This window comes from Mycobacterium xenopi (assembly GCF_009936235.1).
In the GTDB taxonomy this organism is placed as follows: domain Bacteria; phylum Actinomycetota; class Actinomycetes; order Mycobacteriales; family Mycobacteriaceae; genus Mycobacterium; species Mycobacterium xenopi.
The window spans coordinates 1,433,507-1,452,071 of record NZ_AP022314.1; the positions used below are offsets into that span (position 1 = coordinate 1,433,507).

Annotated in this window: 23 protein-coding genes and 3 pseudogenes; 12 read left to right on the forward strand and 14 right to left on the reverse strand. The window is 64.4% G+C overall.

What is annotated here, in order from left to right; all coding sequences use genetic code 11:
• Positions 1-16 precede the first annotated feature (16 nt).
• On the forward strand, positions 17-1,090 hold the full coding sequence (ychF, locus tag MYXE_RS06740; RefSeq protein WP_085194104.1) for a redox-regulated ATPase YchF: 1,074 nt from the start codon (positions 17-19) through the stop codon (positions 1,088-1,090).
• A gap of 89 nt (positions 1,091-1,179) precedes the next feature.
• Entirely contained in the window at positions 1,180-1,356 is a 177-nt protein-coding gene (locus tag MYXE_RS06745; RefSeq protein WP_003920530.1) for a PIN domain-containing protein, read from the forward strand.
• Positions 1,357-1,378: 22 nt separating this feature from the next.
• On the opposite strand, the gene MYXE_RS06750 is transcribed toward MYXE_RS06745, so the two are convergent.
• Entirely contained in the window at positions 1,379-2,059 is a 681-nt protein-coding gene (locus MYXE_RS06750; RefSeq protein ID WP_003920529.1) for a hypothetical protein, read from the reverse strand.
• A gap of 26 nt (positions 2,060-2,085) precedes the next feature.
• On the opposite strand from MYXE_RS06750, the gene MYXE_RS23590 reads away from it, so the two are divergent.
• Positions 2,086-2,262 (forward strand): hypothetical protein, encoded by a 177-nt coding sequence (locus MYXE_RS23590; protein ID WP_157139250.1) that lies wholly within the window; start codon positions 2,086-2,088, stop codon positions 2,260-2,262.
• Here the strand turns inward: MYXE_RS23590 and MYXE_RS06755 are convergent.
• Positions 2,259-3,077 carry an adenylate/guanylate cyclase domain-containing protein gene (locus MYXE_RS06755; protein WP_039889999.1) on the reverse strand — a complete coding sequence of 273 codons (819 nt, stop codon included), beginning with the start codon at positions 3,075-3,077 and terminating at the stop codon, positions 2,259-2,261. The two genes, MYXE_RS23590 and MYXE_RS06755, sit on opposite strands and share 4 nt — an antisense overlap.
• Before the next feature lie 241 nt (positions 3,078-3,318).
• On the opposite strand from MYXE_RS06755, the gene MYXE_RS06760 reads away from it, so the two are divergent.
• Together MYXE_RS06760 and gnd are read left to right on the forward strand one after the other, a co-directional pair.
• Positions 3,319-4,728: a glucose-6-phosphate dehydrogenase gene (locus MYXE_RS06760; protein ID WP_085194102.1), complete on the forward strand. Its 1,410-nt coding sequence runs from the start codon at positions 3,319-3,321 to the stop codon at positions 4,726-4,728.
• 10 nt (positions 4,729-4,738) lie between these two features.
• Positions 4,739-5,767: a phosphogluconate dehydrogenase (NAD(+)-dependent, decarboxylating) gene (gnd, locus tag MYXE_RS06765; RefSeq protein WP_003920524.1), complete on the forward strand. Its 1,029-nt coding sequence runs from the start codon at positions 4,739-4,741 to the stop codon at positions 5,765-5,767.
• Here gnd and MYXE_RS06770 read toward each other — a convergent pair.
• Positions 5,761-6,639, reverse strand: coding sequence for an alpha/beta fold hydrolase (locus MYXE_RS06770; RefSeq protein ID WP_003920523.1), 879 nt, complete (start codon positions 6,637-6,639; stop codon positions 5,761-5,763). The two genes, gnd and MYXE_RS06770, sit on opposite strands and share 7 nt — an antisense overlap.
• Before the next feature lie 52 nt (positions 6,640-6,691).
• Positions 6,692-7,867: an amidohydrolase family protein gene (locus tag MYXE_RS06775; RefSeq protein WP_085194100.1), complete on the reverse strand. Its 1,176-nt coding sequence runs from the start codon at positions 7,865-7,867 to the stop codon at positions 6,692-6,694.
• A 134-nt stretch (positions 7,868-8,001) separates the two neighbouring features.
• On the opposite strand from MYXE_RS06775, the pseudogene MYXE_RS06780 reads away from it, so the two are divergent.
• Positions 8,002-8,321, forward strand: a pseudogene (locus MYXE_RS06780) (VOC family protein); the annotation flags it as partial.
• A 14-nt stretch (positions 8,322-8,335) separates the two neighbouring features.
• On the opposite strand, the gene MYXE_RS06785 reads toward MYXE_RS06780, so the two are convergent.
• A complete protein-coding gene (locus MYXE_RS06785; RefSeq protein WP_085194099.1) occupies positions 8,336-8,968 on the reverse strand; it encodes a TetR/AcrR family transcriptional regulator in 633 nt (210 codons plus the stop codon).
• A 176-nt stretch (positions 8,969-9,144) separates the two neighbouring features.
• Between MYXE_RS06785 and MYXE_RS06790 the strand changes: the two genes are divergently transcribed.
• The 3 genes from MYXE_RS06790 to MYXE_RS06800 are packed head-to-tail and all read left to right on the forward strand — an operon-like array spanning position 9,145 to position 11,214.
• The gene (locus MYXE_RS06790; protein WP_003920518.1) at positions 9,145-9,741 is read left to right on the forward strand and encodes a hypothetical protein; all 597 of its coding nucleotides are present in this window, start codon (positions 9,145-9,147) and stop codon (positions 9,739-9,741) included.
• Positions 9,738-10,295, forward strand: coding sequence for a hypothetical protein (locus MYXE_RS06795; RefSeq protein WP_085194097.1), 558 nt, complete (start codon positions 9,738-9,740; stop codon positions 10,293-10,295). Before MYXE_RS06790 ends, MYXE_RS06795 begins: the two co-directional genes overlap by 4 nt.
• Positions 10,296-10,308: 13 nt before the next feature.
• Positions 10,309-11,214, forward strand: coding sequence for an alpha/beta fold hydrolase (locus MYXE_RS06800; protein ID WP_085194095.1), 906 nt, complete (start codon positions 10,309-10,311; stop codon positions 11,212-11,214).
• Between the two features lie 168 nt (positions 11,215-11,382).
• Here MYXE_RS06800 and MYXE_RS06805 read toward each other — a convergent pair whose 3' ends face one another.
• Both MYXE_RS06805 and MYXE_RS24305 read right to left on the reverse strand, forming a co-directional pair.
• Positions 11,383-11,943 carry an LppA family lipoprotein gene (locus MYXE_RS06805; protein WP_085194093.1) on the reverse strand — a complete coding sequence of 187 codons (561 nt, stop codon included), beginning with the start codon at positions 11,941-11,943 and terminating at the stop codon, positions 11,383-11,385.
• Positions 11,943-12,470: pseudogene (locus tag MYXE_RS24305) on the reverse strand (alpha/beta hydrolase); the annotation flags it as partial. The gene MYXE_RS06805 and the pseudogene MYXE_RS24305, both read right to left, overlap by 1 nt.
• Between MYXE_RS24305 and MYXE_RS24945 the strand changes: the two are divergent.
• Positions 12,426-12,557 carry a hypothetical protein gene (locus tag MYXE_RS24945; RefSeq protein WP_269474422.1) on the forward strand — a complete coding sequence of 44 codons (132 nt, stop codon included), beginning with the start codon at positions 12,426-12,428 and terminating at the stop codon, positions 12,555-12,557. The pseudogene MYXE_RS24305 and the gene MYXE_RS24945 sit on opposite strands and share 45 nt — an antisense overlap.
• A gap of 32 nt (positions 12,558-12,589) precedes the next feature.
• Here the strand turns inward: MYXE_RS24945 and MYXE_RS06815 are convergent, their stop codons facing one another.
• From MYXE_RS06815 to MYXE_RS06840, 7 genes and pseudogenes are all read right to left on the reverse strand, one after another.
• Positions 12,590-13,363: an ExeA family protein gene (locus MYXE_RS06815; RefSeq protein ID WP_232061813.1), complete on the reverse strand. Its 774-nt coding sequence runs from the start codon at positions 13,361-13,363 to the stop codon at positions 12,590-12,592.
• A gap of 38 nt (positions 13,364-13,401) precedes the next feature.
• Positions 13,402-14,861, reverse strand: a pseudogene (locus tag MYXE_RS06820) (DDE-type integrase/transposase/recombinase).
• A 114-nt stretch (positions 14,862-14,975) separates the two neighbouring features.
• Positions 14,976-15,569 carry a hypothetical protein gene (locus MYXE_RS06825; RefSeq protein ID WP_003920154.1) on the reverse strand — a complete coding sequence of 198 codons (594 nt, stop codon included), beginning with the start codon at positions 15,567-15,569 and terminating at the stop codon, positions 14,976-14,978.
• A gap of 15 nt (positions 15,570-15,584) precedes the next feature.
• Entirely contained in the window at positions 15,585-15,749 is a 165-nt protein-coding gene (locus MYXE_RS06830) for a hypothetical protein (RefSeq protein ID WP_157139263.1), read from the reverse strand.
• Positions 15,718-16,068 (reverse strand): alpha/beta hydrolase, encoded by a 351-nt coding sequence (locus tag MYXE_RS24315; protein ID WP_232061754.1) that lies wholly within the window; start codon positions 16,066-16,068, stop codon positions 15,718-15,720. Before MYXE_RS24315 ends, MYXE_RS06830 begins: the two co-directional genes overlap by 32 nt.
• Complete coding sequence (locus MYXE_RS06835; RefSeq protein ID WP_232061755.1) at positions 16,020-16,925, reverse strand: hypothetical protein; 906 nt, start codon at positions 16,923-16,925, stop codon at positions 16,020-16,022. Before MYXE_RS06835 ends, MYXE_RS24315 begins: the two co-directional genes overlap by 49 nt.
• 3 nt (positions 16,926-16,928) lie before the next feature.
• A complete protein-coding gene (locus MYXE_RS06840; RefSeq protein WP_085193133.1) occupies positions 16,929-17,270 on the reverse strand; it encodes a hypothetical protein in 342 nt (113 codons plus the stop codon).
• Between the two features lie 168 nt (positions 17,271-17,438).
• Between MYXE_RS06840 and MYXE_RS06845 the strand changes: the two genes are divergently transcribed.
• Together MYXE_RS06845 and MYXE_RS24320 are read left to right on the forward strand one after the other, a co-directional pair.
• Positions 17,439-17,738 carry a transposase gene (locus MYXE_RS06845; RefSeq protein ID WP_112650313.1) on the forward strand — a complete coding sequence of 100 codons (300 nt, stop codon included), beginning with the start codon at positions 17,439-17,441 and terminating at the stop codon, positions 17,736-17,738.
• A gap of 11 nt (positions 17,739-17,749) precedes the next feature.
• Positions 17,750-18,244 (forward strand): IS3 family transposase, encoded by a 495-nt coding sequence (locus MYXE_RS24320; protein ID WP_112650314.1) that lies wholly within the window; start codon positions 17,750-17,752, stop codon positions 18,242-18,244.
• Positions 18,245-18,565 lie beyond the last annotated feature (321 nt).

The following is an 18,565-nucleotide window of genomic DNA, read 5'->3' on the forward strand; positions in this document are numbered from 1 at the left end:
ATAGACTGGGGTTCCTGTGGGCCTGAGTCTAGGGATCGTGGGTTTGCCCAACGTCGGCAAATCGACGCTGTTCAACGCGTTGACCAAAAACAATGTGGTGGCTGCCAACTATCCCTTCGCCACGATCGAACCGAACGAGGGCGTCGTCCCGCTGCCCGATCCACGGTTGGCTAAGTTGGCCGAGATTTTCCACTCGGAGCGGATTGTGCCCGCGACGGTGACGTTCATCGACATCGCCGGATTGGTCAAAGGCGCATCCGAAGGCGCGGGTCTGGGTAACAAGTTTCTGGCCAACATCCGCGAATGCGACGCGATCTGCCAGGTGGTGCGGGTGTTCTCCGACGACGATGTCGCGCATGTGGCTGGGCAGGTCGACCCCAAATCGGATATCGAGGTCGTCGACACCGAGCTGATCCTGGCCGATCTGCAAACCCTGGAGCGCGCCCTGCCGAGGCTGGAGAAAGAAGCCCGCAACAACAAGGAACGCAAACCGATCTACGAGGCGGCGCTCACCGCCCAAGACGTGCTCGACAGCGGGACGACACTGTTTGCCGCGGGTGTCGACGCCTCCTCGTTGCGCGAGCTGAACCTCCTGACCACCAAACCATTCCTGTATGTGTTCAACGCCGACGAAGCGGTGCTGACCGACGCTGAGCGGATTGGCGAACTGCATGAGCTCGTCGCACCCGCGGACGCAGTCTTCTTGGACGCCAAGATCGAGGCCGAACTCGCCGAGCTCGACGACGAGTCCGCCGCCGAGCTGCTGGAGTCGATAGGGCAGACCGAGCGTGGGCTTGACGCGTTGGCGCGGGCCGGGTTTCACACCCTCAAGTTGCAGACGTTTCTCACCGCAGGTCCCAAAGAAGCCCGCGCGTGGACCATTCATCAGGGCGACACCGCGCCGAAGGCGGCGGGCGTGATTCACAGCGACTTCGAAAAGGGCTTCATCAAGGCCGAGATCGTCTCCTACGACGACCTCGTCGCCGCCGGGTCGATGGCCGCCGCCAGAGCCGCCGGCAAGGTGCGGATGGAAGGTAAGGACTACGTGATGGCCGACGGTGACGTGGTCGAGTTCAAATTCAACGTCTAAGCGGGGGCTATTCCCGCAGGTCGGAGCGTTTTTGATGTTGATCAGTCCGCACAGAGTCCGCAAGATTCCCGACAGCGTTTTTGGCGACAGTGCGCAGCTACGGACTGGTGGTCGCCGCCGTAGTCGCCGAGGGCCGAAAGCTCAGAAGCCACTTCGCAGATCTACTTATCGCTGCCACCGCACATGCCAACGGGTTGGATCTGTACACCAGAAACCCCGATGACTTCGCCGGACTTGACCCGCTGGTTCACGTGGTCGCGCTCTGATTCGAGCTGCTCGGCCCGCGAACTAGGCTGCAGTAACTGCGATTTCGCGACCGAGCTGATAGCCGGGTGCCAACGGGAGGGTGTCGCCGCTCCAGAATGAGCCCGGATCGAACCAGTTGTAATACTTCTCGGTGGCGAGTAGTCCCATTTCCTCGTAGGTGAGTGCCACGGTCTCGGCACAGTAAGCGGTTTCTAGCCCCACCTCCCGCCGTTGCGCCTTACGTCGCTGCGTCGATTCGCGAACCTTCCTGTCTACCAACGGTATTCCTCGCACCCAGTCGTACACGGTAGGGATTCGGCCGCGCAGCCACCGACCGGTCAGCCGTGCGGTGCTGGGAAACGGGGTGCCGTCCATCCGGGCGATAACCCGCAGCAGCCGGTCTTCCTGTTCGCGGTTGGCGTACGGGGTCAGCTGCCGTAGCCAGCATCGCTGCCCGTATCGGTGCATCCACCGCTGGACAGCTTGTCGGGCGTCGTTGAGCTGCACGCCGCGATGGTTGGTTCCGGTCCACACATCGACGAGCTTGTCGCCCAGCTCGGCATGCCACACGAGCGGCGGCAAGTCCTCGATCGCCACCGTCATCGCGACGTGGTTGACCGGGCTGTTCGACAAGGTCTGGATAGCGCGGTCGGGCGCGGAATGACCACGAAACAGCCAAATGTCGCCGGTTCGGGTTTCCTCGAGCGCGCGATCCAGGGTCACGCTGCTGGTGTCCACAACTGCACGATATGCAGACTGATCCCATGCGCAACATGTGGAAGTGGCTGGGGTTGGCCGGTCTGGTCGGTGTTGCCGCCGGCGGAGCGCTGGTGGTCCGCGACCAGCGGCGGCGAAACGCCTACACACCCGACGAGATCCGGGCGCGCTTGCATCAGCGCCTGGCCGAATCCGGTACCGAGAACTAAGCGGCGGCTTTCACCGCGTACAGGCGGTGGGCGCCGGTGAAACCCTTCAATTCGGCCTCGCGACCCTCGTCGACGCTGATATCGGCGCAGTCGCGGATGGCGTCGCACACGGGTTTGCTCACCAGGATCTCACCACCGGCGGCCTCGCCGGCGACGCGTGCGGCCATCGCGACGTTGCGCCCGAAAAGGTCGTCACCGCGCCGCACAGACCTTCCCATGTGGATACCGATCCGTACACGAAAGCCGTTCCGCCGCCGACGTTTCGCCTCGTTGTGCATTGCGTGCTGGATGTCGATGGCGCATCGTACCGCCTGCTCGGCCTGTGAGAAGGCGATCATGAAACCGTCGCCTTGGCTTTTGACCACATGTCCGCCGTAGTTCTTGACCAACCTGCGGACCAGCTTGTCGTGCTCGCCGAGCAGCTTGACCCAGGCACGGTCGCCAATGCGCTCGTTGAGCGCGGTGGACTCCTCGATATCGGAGAACAAGATCACCACCCGGCCGTCCGGCGTGACCCGGGCCAGATCGGGTCGCTCCACCTCGGCCCAGTCGGCGAGGTCTTCAATCGCGCTGCGCGCCGCGGCACCCAGCCCCTCCTTGCGAACCAAATTCGCCGTCTGCCACACCGTCTTAACGGCTTCGCGGCCTCCGGACAGCAGCCAGTTGCGGGCGTCGGCTCGGTGGCGCAGCTCGTCGGCTTCCTGGCGACTGCGCACCAGCAGCACCGACACCGCGGCCAGAGCCGCGGCTTCGACCACGGCGAGGCCGGCCAGGATGTAGACCGCGATCATCGGGGCACCACCCATGCCAAGGATCTTTCCCGATTTCGGCGCGGAAGTCGGCAGAGCGCCTAGCGCGGGCGGGTTTGGTGCACGGGAAAACCGGTCATTTACCGAATGCGGCTCCATACGTCGCGCATAGTGGGCTGCCTGCATGTGCGCAACGGTGATTTCGTTGTCGGTTCACCCGCGGGTGCTTAGGGTGGGTCGTGGCCACCCCGGGGGGATCGAGTTGTAGGGGATGAGCTGATGAGTTTGCTGGTGTGGAGGTGCCAGATTGGCCGAAGGTAACGGACGTCCCGCGGATCTGCTAGTGATCTTCGGGATTACCGGGGATCTGGCACGCAAGATGACGTTTCGGGCACTCTACCGGCTGGAACGTCGTAAGTTGCTGGAATGCCCGGTTCTTGGCGTAGCCAGCGACGACATCACGGTCGAGCAGCTGGTGGACCGTGCCCGCGATGCGATCAAGGACAGCGGCGAAAGCTTCGACGAGGCAGTGCTGAGCCGGCTGGCGGACCGGCTGTCCTACGTATCCGGTGATGTCACCGACAGCGGGCTGTACGCCAAGCTGGCCGAACGGATCGGCTCAGACCACCAGCCGCTGTACTACTTGGAAATGCCGCCAGCGCTGTTCGCGCCGATCGTGGAGAACCTCGGCAAGGCGGGACTGCTGGAGGGCGCACGCGTCGCGGTCGAAAAGCCGTTCGGGCACGACCTGGCCTCCGCGCAAGAGCTCAACGCTCGGATGCACGCGGTTCTCGACGAAAAACAGATCCTTCGCGTGGACCACTTCCTGGGTAAGCAGCCTGTGGTCGAGCTGGAGTACCTGCGGTTCGCCAACCAAACCCTGGCCGAACTGTGGGATCGCCACAGCATCTCCGAGATCCATATCACCATGGCCGAAGACTTCGGGGTCGAGGAGCGCGGCAAGTTCTACGACGCGGTGGGCGCCCTGCGCGACGTCGTACAAAACCACCTGCTCCAGGTCTTGGCGTTGGTGGCGATGGAGCCACCGGTGGGTCCGAGCGCCGACGACCTCAACGACAAAAGGGTTGAGGTGTTCCGCGCGATGCCCGCACTGGACCCGGCCCACTGCGTCCGAGGCCAATACCGCGGTTACCGCGACGTGGCCGGGGTGGGTCGAGATTCGACAACCGAGACGTTCGTCGCCGTGCGATTGGAGATCGACAACTGGCGCTGGGCGGGGGTGCCGATCTTTTTGCGCGCCGGAAAGGCGTTGCCGGAGAAGGTGACCGAAGTCCGGCTGTTTTTGCGCCGGGTTCCCGCGCTGGCCTTCTTACCTAACCGCAGGAAGGCCGAGCCGAACCAGATCGTGCTCCGCATCGATCCGGACCCTGGCATGCGCCTGCAGTTGGCGGCTCAGGACGGGAACACCTGGCGGCCTGTGCATCTGGACTCGCTGTTCGCAGAGGACCTCGGTGAACCGCTGCGGCCCTACGAGCGTCTGCTGCATGCCGGGTTGGTCGGCGATCACCAGTTGTTTGCCCGCGAGGACAGCATCGAAGAGACCTGGCGCATCGTGCAGCCACTGCTCGATGCGCCAGGCGAAGTGCACGAGTACGAACCCGGCTCCTGGGGCCCCGAGGCGGCGCAGTCGCTGCTGCGCGGGCATCACAGTTGGTCCGAGCCGTGGATGCCTGGGGACAAGCACGCACGACGGTAAGGAGGACGGGATGCAGCTGGGGATGATCGGCCTGGGCCGGATGGGCGCCAACATCGTCCGTCGGCTGGTCAAAGACGGACATGAATGCGTGGTCTACGACCACGATCCTGACGCCGTCAAGGCGATGGCCGGCGAAGACAACACCATTGGTGTCTCATCGCTGGCTGAACTGGCACAGAAACTCAACACGCCGCGGGTGGTGTGGGTGATGGTGCCCGCCGGTGACATCACGACCGGCGTGATCGAGGACCTGGCCAAGACGCTTGACTCTGGCGACATCGTGATCGACGGCGGTAACTCGTACTACCGCGACGATATCCGTCATTCAAAGATCTTGGCGGAGCGCGGAATTCGGTTACTCGACTGCGGGACCAGTGGTGGCGTGTGGGGGCGAGAGCGCGGTTACTGCCTGATGATCGGCGGCGACGCGGATGCCGTCGCGCACGCTGAGCCGATCTTCGCCACCGTCGCACCCGGGGTGGACGCGGCCCCGCGCACACCTGGCCGGGAAGGTGAAGTCGCCCAGTCCGAAAAGGGCTATCTGCACTGCGGACCGACCGGTGCGGGACACTTCGTGAAGATGGTGCACAACGGGATTGAGTACGGGATGATGGCCTCGCTTGCTGAGGGTCTGAACATCCTGCGCAACGCCGACGTGGGCGCCCGCATCCAGAAAGGCAAAGGCGACGCGGAAACCGCGCCGCTGCCAAATCCCGAGTTCTACACGTACAACTTCGACATACCCGAGGTTGCCGAACTGTGGCGTCGCGGAAGCGTGATCGGCTCCTGGCTGCTGGACCTGACGGCGATCGCGCTACACGAATCGCCTGAGCTAAGCGAGTTCTCCGGTCGTGTTTCCGACTCCGGTGAGGGCCGCTGGACCTCCATCGCAGCGATCGACGAGGGCGTTCCCACGCCAGTGCTCACCACCGCGCTGCAGTCCCGGTTTGCCTCACGCGACCTCGATGACTTCGCCAACAAGGCGCTCTCGGCGATGCGCAAGCAGTTCGGCGGGCATGCGGAAAAGCCGGCTCAATAACGGCTTGTTCCGGGCGCGACGAAAGCGACCACAGCCTCGCTGAACGCGTCGTTGTCGTCGCCGGCCGCGGTGTGCCCGGCGTCGGACAGTTCGACGAATTCTGCATGGGGCACCGTGGCCAGGAAATGCTGAACGCCCTCGGGGCTCACCACATCGGAAAGCTTGCCGCGGATCAACAAGACCGGGATCTTCAGGTCGCTGGCGGCCCGCTCGAACTTCTCGGTGCGCAGCTGCGGGTCATCGCCGGGTTTGGTCATAAACGCCGGATCCCAGTGCCAGTACCAGCGCCCGTCGCGCAGGCGCAGGTTCTTCTTCAAGCCCTCCGGGCTGCGCGGCCTTTTGCGGTAGGGCAGATAAGCGGCGACGGCGTCAGCGGCTTCCTCGAGTGAGCTAAACCCGTGAATATGGTTAAACATGAAATCGCGTATACGTGCGCTGCCGCGTTTTTCGAATCGCGGCACCACGTCGACCAGTACCAGTCGGGTCACCTTTTCCGGGCCGGCCCGGTGCGCGACCAGGATGCCGGTCAGTCCGCCCATGCTGGCTCCGATCACAATGACTGGCCGGCCGATCGCATCCAAGACGTGCATCACATCGGAGGTCAAGGTTTCGACGGCATAGTCGGCGTCGGGCGCGCGGTCGCTGTCGCCGTGCCCGCGGCTGTCAAGCGCCACCACATGAAACCCCTTGTCGGCGAGGATCTGACCGGTGTTCTTCCACGAGAACCTGTTTTGACCGCCCCCATGCAACATCAGAACCGTGGGCCGATCGGCCGACGCGGCCAAGCCGCGGTTCCACTCGTCAGCGACCAGAGTGATCCCGCCGGCGCCGGAAAACGTAACGGTCCGAGGTTTGCTGTTCACGGTGTTCACAAGCGTCCTTCCGCCGAATTACGCCTGACGTTACCGGCAGCAGATCCTGGTCTCACCAGTGGTCGTCGTTGAGCACAGCGCCGGGCGCCGGCGGCAGCGGCGCACCGGGGAACAACTCGTTGAACGCACCGAATAGCACACGATCACGGGTGGTGTGGTCGACTTCGTCGAAGAGCTCATGCAGAGTCGACTGGGTGTGGCCGAATGTGCCCTCGATATGCGGATAGTCGCTGCCCCACAACACATTGTTAAAGCCCATCGCCGCCACCGCGGCGATCGCCGAGGCGTCGTGCTGAAACGACGCGTACACCTGCGAGTAGATGATCTCCCGCGGACTGCGAGATAACTTGGGCCGCACTACCATTGCATGCTGGCGATAGCCCTCTTCCATGCGGTCGGCGATGAACGGCACCCATGTTGCCCCGCCTTCGGACACCAGCACCTTGAGGCTCGGGTGGCGGTCCAGTGCGCCGCATGCCACCAGCTTCATCACCGCCCGCTGCCCGCCGAACGACGTCTCGGTGTAATTGAGCACCGCCCCGCCCGGCCCGTGGTAGGTCACCCCGATCGAACCGCCGCCGGCGAAATCGATGGGCTCGGTCCCGATGTGGAAGGCGATGACCATGCCCAAGTCTTCGGCCGTGGTCCAAAACGGCTCCCACTCCGCCTGGTGGTAATCCCGCTGCGCGGGATGGGGAGCAACGGGCAAAAACACTGCATTGAATCCCATTGCGGCGCAACGCTGTAGTTCGCTGACCGCGTCGTCGATGTCCAGCGTCGACACCTGCGCGGTGGGGATGAGCCGCGGCGAGTAGTCCATCAATGTCTCTTTGGCCCAGTCGTTGGAGGCCTTCAGCGCTTCGCGCAGCAGCTCCGGCGTCCGAAACGAGCTCGACCACATCCCCAGCGACGGGAACACCAACTCCGACCAGATGCCTTCCTGGTCGAGGTCGGCCAACCGCTTGCTTACGTCGTGCGAGCCAGCGGCCGACACCATCGCCGCCATGAACTCTTGTTGCGCGACGCTCGGCAGCCGGCGTCGAAAAACCTGGCCGTCGACGTAGATCGTCTCCCACCGGCCATCGGCGTCTTTTTCTACCCGGGGTACCAGCTCGGCCAGCCGCTTGGGAAGCCGGGTCCGCCACAGGTCGGCGGGCTCGATGAAATGCGAGTCTGCCGAGTTGGCCCACAGCTTGACCGGTGTTTCATGCTCTACGGTGACAGTCATCGGTTTTCTTGGCGAATGACGACAGAGCACGATATTAGAATCTGATTCTAATACTTGTCAACGCGCTGCCGCGATGATTTTCCGGCCTCACTTGAGTCGATCCGGGCGATGAGGACGACGCTAAGGAGGCGCCGATGCCGGCGATCACTCCGGCACCTGGTTTGACGACAACTCGGAGGAAGCCGCCGAGTTCTACACCTCGGTCTTCCCCAACTCGCGGATCGAGGCGCTCAACCGCTTCCCCGAGGCGCGCCCCGGGGAGGCCGGTGAGGTGGTGTTCGACACGTTTGTGCTCGAGGGCAGCGGCTTTTGCGGGATCAACGGTGGCCCGCAGTTCCCGTTCACCGAAGCGGTGTTGCCTCTGGTCAGTTGTGTAGACCAAGAAGAGGGCCGAGCGGCCACCAAGGCCATGTTGGGCATGCGCAAGATCGTCATTGCCGATCTTGAAGAAGCCGTGCGCAGGTTTGATCACCCGATCAGCCGGTCGATCCACTCGACCGTGGCCTCGATAATGGCCGTCACCTCGCTGCGGTCCTCGCACTCGGCCGCCATGAGCGACGACTCCGCCATGGTTGCCACCAGGATTCGGCGCAGCAGCTGAGCGCGCAACGAGTCGTCCAACTCCAGGACCGACATCCAGCTGCCGAAGGCTGCGGTCATGCGTTTGCGCCGCGCGGTCTCGAACCCAGCCGGTGTGTCGTCGGATACCAGCACCCTGGCTGCGCGCCGGTTTTCCCACATTGCCTCCAGGTATGCCCGGACGTGCAGCTCGAAGGCGCGCCGGCTGTCGAGCCGCTCGCTGGCTTGGTGCAGCGCCGCCTCGATACGGCTGTCGACGGATTGGGCCATGTGCTCGAAGATGGCCAGAAACAGCTCTTTCTTTCCGCCGAAGTGGTGATAGATGCTGCCGATGCTGGCGCCTGACGCGGCCACGACATCGGCCAGCGTGGCGCCGGTGAAGCCCTTGGTCGCGAAGATATCGGTCGCCGCGTCGAGGATGCGCCCTTGAGTCGCATCCGTTTTGGCCCAGCGGCGGGCGGGGGGCGCGTCGCGGCCGGCGTTCGGGATGCCTTCCGTCGGCGTCTGGGCCGAAGTCGCCATAAGAAGACGGTAACGCGGCCTGCCATGCCGCAACCGGCGCGGAGCACGACGTTGGCCCCGACAGCCGCCTCGGGGCGGCGTCGCGGGGTGCAGGCCAGCCGCTTGGACGTACGTTGGACCGTACCGGCAGCTGTATGCCGGCCGATCGGTCTGGAAGCGGCCGAACAGGAGCGAACATGGCAGACGATGCGGCGGAACCGAAATCGAGCGGGTCCACCACGGACGGCGAGCCGGAAAGTGCCGGTGTGACAGCCTACGCCGGCCAAGCCCCGCCGCCCCCGTACCGGGTGATGGCGGCTGATCGCTGGGCATTGGTCGCCGGGTTGACCGCCGTGGTGGTCTTGAGCGCCTTGGTCGGATGGCTCGGGTTCCGCGCCTACCAGTCCCATACCGCAGAGGTGCAGCGCAACATTTACCTCGAGGTCGCCCGGCAGGGTGCGGTCAACCTCACCACATTCGACTACCAGCATGTCGACGCGGACGTCCAGCGCATTCTGGGATCGGCGACCGGAAGCTTCTACGACAACTTCTCTCATCGATCGCGCTCGTTCGTCGACACCGTCAAACGTTCGCAGTCAAAGTCGGCCGGTACGGTGACCGAGGCTGGGGTGGAATCGCAGACGCGTGACCAAGGCCAGGTGCTGGTGGCGGTTACCGTAAAGACTGTCAACTCCGGCAGAGCGGAACAAGAACCTCAGGCCTTGCGGATGCGTATCACCGTGCACAAGGTGGGCGATGGGGGCAAGGTCTCCAACGTCGCATTCCTGTCATGACTGCACCGCACTCCGGCAGGGCCGACAACCGCACCGGCGCAACGGAACCGGCGTCGGCATCCGAGCGCCGTGTCGACTGGTTTCGCGTGCTGGTCTATGGTCTGCTTCCCAGCCTCGCGTTGCTGCTTGCCATCGCGGCGGCTCTGTTGAAGTGGCACGACTCCTCTGACCGCAACATTGACCTCGCGCGCGCGGAATCGGTGCAGACAGCGAAGGATTCAGCGACGGCGCTGCTGTCGTTTACACCTGACACGATCGATCAGCAGGTGCATATCGCGCGGGATCGGTTGACTGGCGGATTCCGTGACGCGTACATGCAAGTGACCCGGGAAGTCTTGATTCCCAATGCGAAAGAAAAAGGTGTTACGGCATCGGCCACCGTCCTTGCGGCCGCTTCGGTGTCGGCGACGCAAAACCACGCGTTAGTATTGGTGTTCGTCGATCAGACCGTCACGATCGGTACTTCGCGACCGAACAACGCGACCTCCAGTGTCCGGGTGACGCTGGACAAGATCGGCGAGCGATGGCTGGTCTCCGGATTCGACCCGGTGTGAGAAGGATCAGGCGATGACTGAACCAGGCTGGATCAACGTCCAGGCTCCCGAAGTCGAGCTGAAAGCCCTCACCTTGGGGCCTACCGACGGCCCGATCGCGTTGTGCCTGCATGGGTTTCCAGACACCGCTTATGGGTGGCGCAAGTTCGGGCCACGGCTGGCGGAGGCGGGTTGGCGGGTGGTCGCCCCTTTCATGCGGGGTTACGCCCCATCGTCGATTCCCACTGACGGCAGCTATCACATCGGGGCGTTGATGGACGATGCCCTACAGGTGCGCTCAGCTGCTGGCGGTACCACGCGCGACGTGGTGATCGGCCACGACTGGGGTGCGATCGCGGCGACGGGTCTGGTCGCCATGCCGGATAGTCCGTTCGCCAAGGCGGTGATCATGTCCGTGCCGCCGGCGGCGGCGTTTCGTCCCCTGGGTCGAGTGCCCGACGTTGGCCGGCTGCTCGCCAAGCTGCCGCGCCAAATGACCCGTAGCTGGTACATTCTCTACTTCCAATTGCCCTGGCTACCAGAGCGCTCGGCGTCGTGGGTGGTGCCTCGGCTGTGGCGGCGATGGTCGCCGACCTACGACGCCGAGGAGGATCTGCGCCACGTCGACGCCGCGATCGGCACCCCGGAGAGCTGGCGGGCCGCACTGGGCCCGTACCGCGCCACGATCCGTAACACCCGCCCGCCGGAACGCTACGCCGAACTGCACCGATACTGGACTGCTGCACCGCTGTTGCCCAGCTTGTACCTACATGGTCGCGACGATGGCTGCGTCACAGCCGATTTCGCGCACTGGGCGGCAAGGGTCCTGCCCGACGGCAGCGACGTGGCGATCGTCGAACACGCCGGGCACTTCCTGCAACTCGATCAGCCGGAAAAGGTGGCCGAGTTAGTGCTGAGGTTCCTCGGTTCGGCCCGGTAACGACACCTGTGAGAGGCACGACCTTATAGGCCGATTGGAGTTTTGTTGACTTCCCGAGTCATGTTTGGCCCCAAGGTTATTCATATACCCTGAGCGGATTTGGATTAGTTAGTGTGGGGCAGTTAAGATATGCCGGATTGAGACGGATAAGCGAATCGCATTGGCCCGTTAGGGGCTGGTGGACGAGGGTGGGCTGGGTGTGTCGGTCTCGCTGATTCGGCAGTCTGATTTCGCAGATAGGGTGGAAGCTTTCTGGGTCCCGAATCGGAACTCGATGCCGTCTGGGCCTGCCAGGTAGATGTCATGGAAACCGGTCTGATCGTGAAAGACGCCGAATTGGGTGGCTCCAAAGGGTGCAACGCCGTCTTTGACGATCTGTAGGGCTTGCGGCCATTTGGCGTCGGGGATTGGACCGCTAAAGACGATCAGCTGGTAAACCTGTTTTGCGCGAATATGGGGGTACTCGCTTCCGCAGCCGTTCCATGAATTTTCTTCGAAGTTCCAGGTCAGGCCAGGCACCAGGGCGATGATGCTATCGGCCATTTGGCGCATAGCGCCTTCGTATTGGGCTCGCGCAGCTTCCAACGACGGTTTGGATCGTATTTGGTTCTCCCGCTGTGCGGTCTGTTCTGTGCTCATGCTTGGGTTCCTTACGCCGTCCGGATTTGTCCCGCAGGCGGTTGCTAGCAAACAGAACGCGAAGGCGAACCATAGGGTTGACCAACGCATTAGTAGCCTCCGCCAAGCAGGTTAGGCGCGATCGGAGTTTGCGGTGGTGGAGATAGTTGCGGTGTGGCTAGCACTTTGTTGTCGGGTAAGCCCGCGACGATGGCGGCGAAGTTGTACTCGGACATGCGCAGAATATCCTGTCCGTCCGGAGCGTGAAAAAGCCGCGCGTAGTCGGCGTGGTCATGCACCCCGGCACGATAGATGCCCGCCGGATCGAGGCCGGCTTGCGAGGACAATTGAGGGAGCATGCCTTCATAGGGGTTGGGCCCCCAATCGTGTAACGGCGCCAGTGGCGCAGCTCCCTGCACGATGGGGTCAGTGGGTGCGCCCATCACGTAGGCGTGGCCGGAACCGAGCCCGAGCTGGGCGGGATCCTTCAACTCGAGACCGGGCGACCCGTAGAACACCACGTCGTTGACCGGGTGTAGGCCTTGCGCGTTGAGTTGCTGCAACTCTAGTGGCGAGGTTAGGGATCCGTAGGAGTGTTGCGCGTCACTCTGGATGACGATGATGGCGTCATTGGGGTTGACGACGAGCCGATGATGGGAACGGCCCCGCTCGGTGTGGTGAGCGGGGCGGTGGTGGGCGTGGTGACGGGATGCTCGTCGGGTTGATGTGGTGCTGGTTGTGTTGACGCGGATCGGGTTCAGTCCGCGGCGATTTCGCTGATCGCGATGCGGGCGGCCTTTTCGTCGACGATGGCGTGATCGGCGGCGAATGCGGCGGTCAGTGCGTGCAGGGCGAGGTTGTTGACTGCGCGGGGATGGCCACGGGAGGCGTTGTGGATCAACCCGATCGCGTCCTCGGAGAACAGCGTGTCGGCTCGGCCGGCAATCTTGCAGTGATGCCGTATGTAGTCGGCGGTGTCGGCGCCGCTCATTCCGGCGATGGTGTAGCGGACCGCGATGCGCTGATCCAACGCTGCCAGCACCCCGAGCCGGAGCCGGTGGCGCAGGCTGGGTTGGCCGACCAGGATGACTGCGAATGGGGATCCGCTGTCCATGTCGTGGTTGGTCAGCAGCCGGATCGCTTCGAGCTGGTGGTTATCCAGCAGGTGGGCTTCGTCGATGACCAGCACGGGGTTGCGTCCTCGTTCGGCGTGTTCGCTGGCCAGCGCCTCGGCGGCCTGTGGGGCCAGGGCGGATTTGTGGTAGGCGGGGGTGTGCCCGAGGGTGGCCACGATGTGGGTGAGCATGCCGCGCACCCCGATGGTGGGGTTGGCCAGGTAGATGAATACGTGCCGGGAGGGATCCAGGTTGGCCGTGGCGGCCCGCACGGCCACGGTTTTGCCGGCGCCGACCTCGCCGGTGATCACCCCGATCGCGCGCTGGTCCACACACCAGGTGATGCGGGCCACCGCTTCACCGTGGCCGGCGTGGCGATGCAGCATCCCCGGTGCTAGGTCACGCCCGAACGGCATCCGGGTGAATCCCCAATGTGATTGCAGCCGTTGAATACTCACGCCGACACCTCACCTTCTGGATTGTCATCGACGGTGGGCTGAAGATCGTCGATGGATAGCTGACCGGGGATCTGGTCGTCCTGGCCGTAGAGGGCGTGATAGCCGATGCGTTCATCACCGCGCAGCTGCTCGTCGTGGGCGGCCGCGGTCAGCGCCAAATAGTCAATCCCCGTCGCCGCCGGCGGCTCGGGCTGAGGGGTCTCCGGTTTGGCCTTGGGGTGGGTGTGGCGGGAGATGGTGTGCGGCAGGGCTTTCCCGTAGCTCTTGTCCCGGTAGCGGACCTCCACGGTTTCCAAGTCGAAGGGTGAGAACACCAGCTCCACCTTGCGCCCCACCAGCGCGGGATCGACCTGGTAGGTGTTGGCGTGCAGCGACACGGTGGCGGTCTTGGTCACCACACGGTATTCCGACCACAAAAACGCCTCAGTTAGCTCGTCGGCGGTGGGCATCGCTGGTGTGCGCCCGAGCCGGTCCCAGCCGCCTCCCAGCGATCCAGCGGCGATTGGCCGGTCTCGGTATGCACACGGCGGTGGTATTCGGTTTCCACCCAGGCCACAAACAGCCGGTTAAGCTCCAACAGCGCGGTCGCGTGATCGACCCCGGCGGCGGCGAGGTCCTCGCCGCTGGTGTCGGTTACCTCGATGAGGAACTGTTCACGCACGCTGCGAAACCAGCGTTCGACCTTGCCCCGCCCTTGGGGCCGGCCAGGTGCCGAATGCACCAGGCGCACACCGAGTTTCGCGCACGCCCGCAACAACCACGCATCGACGAACGCGCTGCCGTTGTCCACGTAGATCCCGGCCGGAACACCGCGGGCGGCCAACGCCGGGCGCAACGCGGCGGCCAGCCGCACGGCATCTTCGGCGAAGCCAAACCGATAGCCGACCGCCAGCCGTGTGTGGTCGTCGAGGAAAGCGAACAGGTAGGTCTTGCGGTCCCCGACCCGCGGCCCGTGTAGTGCGTCCCCGACCCACAGCTCATTGGGGTCGGCGGCCTCGAACCGGCCGAACACCGCCGCGGCCTCCCCGCCGCCCGGCCCCATCAGATCGAGCCGATGGAAGTGGCGCAGCAGCGTGGATTCCGAGGGCGCCCACCCGGTGGCGGTGCGCAGGATCCGAGCCACCTGCGCCACCGTGCGGGTCGGGTTTTCCCGCTTGAGCGACGCCGCCAGCTCCAGCACCTGCGCATCGGTGCGGGCCGCCAGCCGCCGCGGGGCCGGCACCAGCGCCTCACACCCGCCGGCGCGGTAGCGGCGGATCCAGCGATCCAGTGTCTCCCGCGAGATGCGCACCTGGTTACCGAACGGGTCGGCATGGGTTTGGCCGGCGATCTCGCGCACCAGCTTGCCGCGCTGCTTGGTGGATAGCCCCTCGTCCAGGGCCGGGCAGATCAGCTGATACCGGAATAGCCCGATCGCCTGCGCCCGCTCGCGGCGCTTGTGCTCCTCCAACGACACCCTTGGTTCTCCTCTCCAATCGAAGGCCTGCCCGAAACCGTTGCCGGGCAGGCGCCTTGGCGAGGATCACCGATCATCGCCCGCAGCGGCAGGGGCGATTCGTGTTGCGCAGCCTCAACTGCGTGGTGGCGACCATCCCGGTGCCAGCAGCCGCCCGCCACTGCCCGCGACCACCACCCGCCCCGGCGTCACCGCGCCGCCCAACCCGACCGCACCGAACCGGAACCTGATCGCCGCGGTCGCCGCCTGCACCGCGGCCAGCACGTCGCGCCATGGGCACCCAGACCCGTCCGGGATCTGCACATCTACTCCAGCGGCCACGGCCACCCGCAAGAACCAATTCCAAATCACCTCGAGCCGATCAGCCGCCCGTCGTAGCCAGCCCCGCACCGTCGCCGCTGGTACGCCCAGGCTCGCGCCGATCCGGCGATGCCCAGCTCCCTCGGCGCGGGAGGTCAACGCGGCCCAAATCCGTTCCGCCGCATAAGCTCTGCGCAACAACACGGTCACCGGCAACAACACGTGGGTAACCAAACACGCCCGGCATCGTGCCCGCCGCGGCCGCAGCGGACCGCCCAGTCCCTCGACCCGCCGGACCCGGGCATACCCCCAGCCGCCCAGCACCCCATCCCGGCATGTCGGGCATCCGATCCCACCGCCCGCCAGCCGCGACTCGACGCCGACAACATCAGCCTCTACCGTCACCATCGGTGCCTCCAAGCACTAACAGCGCGGCACCCCGCAAGCCCGCCAAGACTTCAGCGGGGTGTCGCGCACCCACCAGTTCCTCGTCACACTGACGGTGCACACGAACAAGATCAACCCCGCGAACAAGCCGACAACCACATCGGCAAACTCAATGACGAACAAGACCGCCGTGGTCGTCACCCGGAGAGACGGTCAACAAGGAGTGGCCGAGCAACGTCAAGTGCGCCGTAGGGTTATTGGCGCGTACATGCTGCAGATATGACGAGAGGTTTGCAGCTCCCGCCTGGGCCCGGTCGTCGTGAATCGTCCGCCAAATATCACGCGGGCTTCCTGTGTCGCGCGGGTTTGCTGGTGGGTCATAACCCATAAACGCGATTGTCGACACCGAGCCTGACTTACCGGCGTTGCGTAGCTGTTGGGTGGCTTCTTCGCGGAGGCTACGGGCTTCTTTCACCATATCGTCCAGCGTGGTCCGGGTGCTCGAACCGAGACCTGGCACGGTACGGAGATATTGCTGGCAGTGTCGGGGTTGCCCACAGCAACAGCCGAACGGACTTTCTCGTTGGAATCTGAGGGAATGTCGAGTTGAGTCAAGTACGTCTCCGGTGCTTCACCGAGCGCTCTGTCGATGGAGTCGAATTCGGCCATGCGGTTGTGGGCGGCGTCTAACTGATCCTTCAATCCCTGGAGTTCCGCACTGTTACCGCCGTGTGCCGCCAGCCGGTCATAGCGCCCCTGCAGCTCATCGATGTGGTGCTGGTGTTTGGCGCGTTCGTCGCGGAGCCGCGCTTGGTTCGCATCGCTTTCGCGCTGAGTGGGAGTAAGCCCCTGCGGGCCGATGGGCGGACCGGCATCGGTCGGGATAGGTGTGTCGCCGTCAGCCATGTTGATCGCGGCGGCTAGCTCCGAGTCGACCGCGTTGGCCTCCGCCAAGATCTCATCCAGCCTGGGCTGTAGCTGCTCTTCGGCGATGAGGGCCTCTATTGGCAAACCCTTGAACGTCGAACTCGGTACAACCGCATTGGTCATCGGGTCGATCGTCATCTGAAGCGCAGCCGCATCGGCCCGTAATTGCCGTAACTTAGCCTGCACGTTTTCGATGCCGTCGGCGGCTTGGTTGGCGGCTCGACCCACTGCAAGCGCCTCGTTGCCATGGGCATCAAGATCTTTGCGGATCTGCGCGTTTTGGTGTTTCCTGGCTTCGGCCGTTTGACCTTCCCAGGTGTCGAAGACGGCAAGCGATCCCAGTTGGCGCGACACGTCCAGGGTGGCCTGTCCGCGTGCGGTGGCCACATGAAACACCTCGCGCAAGGCCTCGGCGTTCCACCGATCAATATCGGCCACCGTCAACGTCACGGTTTAATCCCGAGCGGTGCCGGCGGCCCCGTTCCCGTACTCGGCGACGGCGCGTAGCTTCTCAGCGTTCGCACGCTCCATCGCCGCGAAATCACGGGCGTCATTGTGCAGGCTCAGCGCATGCTCACCGACCATTGTCAGCAACGCCTGGGACGTGGTCAGCCAGGCCGTCAGCCGGGCATTCAGCGCTGCCGCAGAACTCCCGACCCAGCCGGTCTGCGCCGCCTCCATCCGATTGTTCGACGACACATGAGCAATCGCCAAGTCTTCGCCCTGCCCGTGGGCATGCGCGGCAGAGTAGGCCAAGGTCTCCAAGTCGACCCGCAACTCGTCCTGAGCTGCCATGCCCGTTACCACCTCGCTCCGAAGCTGCTGAGTATCCCACACCAGTACCAGGAATTGGGTGCAAGTCACCCACGACGAGGCTGTCAAGTTAACGGTGCAACTGGAGTTGACCCCTGATGGTGGACACCCGACTGGTGGGACTGCTGGTCCCGCGGGAAGGATGTCCGTATGTCGGGCAAGCGTCGCAGGTACACCCCGGAGTTTCGGGAGCAGGCTGCCCGCTTGGTGATTGAGACCGGCCGCCCGGTGGCTCATGTAGCCGCGGAGATTGGTGTTGGTGAAGCAGTGCTGGGGCGTTGGGTGCGCCTGCAACGTCAAGGGGCTTCTTCTGGTGATACTGGCGCGGTGCTAGATGCTGATGAGCGCGCAGAGTTGGAGCGTCTGCGCCGTGAAAACGCTGAATTACGTTTGGACCGTGAGTTTTTGAAAAAAGCCGCGGCCTTCTTCGTCTGCGAACAGCACCGGTAGAAGCTTACCGGGTGATCGAGGCGGAGAAGGCCACCTACCCGGTTAAGCGGATGTGCGAGTGCCTGGAGGTGTCCCGGTCGGGGTTCTACAAATGGCGCAAATCCCGCGAGCGCGGTCCGACCCCGGCCCAGCAGCGGCGCGCCGAGTTGGACGCCAAGGTCGCCAAGTTCCACGCGGCCTCCGACGGCGTCTACGGCGCCCCGCGCATCCTGGCCGATCTACGCGATGACGGTGAGCGGGTCTCGCGCAAGACGGTGGCGGCCTCACTGCGCCGCCAAGGCCTGGCCGGGATCTGCCCCCGCCGGTTCGCGCCGGCCACCACGGTGGTTGACCTGGATGCTGCGGTGCCTAAAGACCTGGTCAAGCGTCGTTTCGACACCGGGATCCTCAACCGGGTGTGGACCTCGGACATCGAGCGCCGTGAGGCGCTGTTTGACCGAACGGGGGTGAGAGACCACCGTCGCCGAGTCATCGCAGTGGCGCGGCAGAAGCTGGGGGCAGCCTGATCCGAGGAGGCAACGGTGAGGGTGGGAAGCAGCCCCGACAACGCCGGGACGGCCTGGTACTGCCAGACGGGTTGGGTCCGGCTAGCGAGACGGGAAGGTGTACGCGAGGAACCAGCGGCTGAACGCCTCTCAAGAGAAAAACACCAGCTCCAACCTGGCGGATGTGGGCTGGGCAGCGACGCGCACCCGCCCTGATGGCGGGGAACTCGCGGGCCGGTTGATGTCGCCGGTTCGGGAGGTCACGGTGAAGGTCTGCGGCGTAGCCGTGACGAGGTCGCAGGGGCATAGCTGGGCACCTCACCCGTCTATCGGTTGACAGTG

Bases quoted from the DNA above. Each gene is read 5' to 3' on its own strand.
- MYXE_RS23590 (WP_157139250.1), top strand. From the start codon at position 2,086: ATGCAGACTGATCCCATGCGCAACATGTGGAAGTGGCTGGGGTTGGCC.
- gnd (WP_003920524.1), top strand. From the start codon at position 4,739: ATGCAGCTGGGGATGATCGGCCTGGGCCGGATGGGCGCCAACATCGTC.
- MYXE_RS06775 (WP_085194100.1), bottom strand. From the start codon at position 7,867: ATGACTGTCACCGTAGAGCATGAAACACCGGTCAAGCTGTGGGCCAAC.
- MYXE_RS06785 (WP_085194099.1), bottom strand. From the start codon at position 8,968: ATGGCGACTTCGGCCCAGACGCCGACGGAAGGCATCCCGAACGCCGGC.
- MYXE_RS06790 (WP_003920518.1), top strand. From the start codon at position 9,145: ATGGCAGACGATGCGGCGGAACCGAAATCGAGCGGGTCCACCACGGAC.
- MYXE_RS06795 (WP_085194097.1), top strand. From the start codon at position 9,738: ATGACTGCACCGCACTCCGGCAGGGCCGACAACCGCACCGGCGCAACG.
- MYXE_RS06800 (WP_085194095.1), top strand. From the start codon at position 10,309: ATGACTGAACCAGGCTGGATCAACGTCCAGGCTCCCGAAGTCGAGCTG.
- MYXE_RS06805 (WP_085194093.1), bottom strand. From the start codon at position 11,943: ATGCGTTGGTCAACCCTATGGTTCGCCTTCGCGTTCTGTTTGCTAGCA.
- MYXE_RS06815 (WP_232061813.1), bottom strand. From the start codon at position 13,363: ATGCCGTTCGGGCGTGACCTAGCACCGGGGATGCTGCATCGCCACGCC.
- MYXE_RS06825 (WP_003920154.1), bottom strand. From the start codon at position 15,569: ATGGTGACGGTAGAGGCTGATGTTGTCGGCGTCGAGTCGCGGCTGGCG.
- MYXE_RS06840 (WP_085193133.1), bottom strand. From the start codon at position 17,270: ATGGCAGCTCAGGACGAGTTGCGGGTCGACTTGGAGACCTTGGCCTAC.
- MYXE_RS06845 (WP_112650313.1), top strand. From the start codon at position 17,439: ATGTCGGGCAAGCGTCGCAGGTACACCCCGGAGTTTCGGGAGCAGGCT.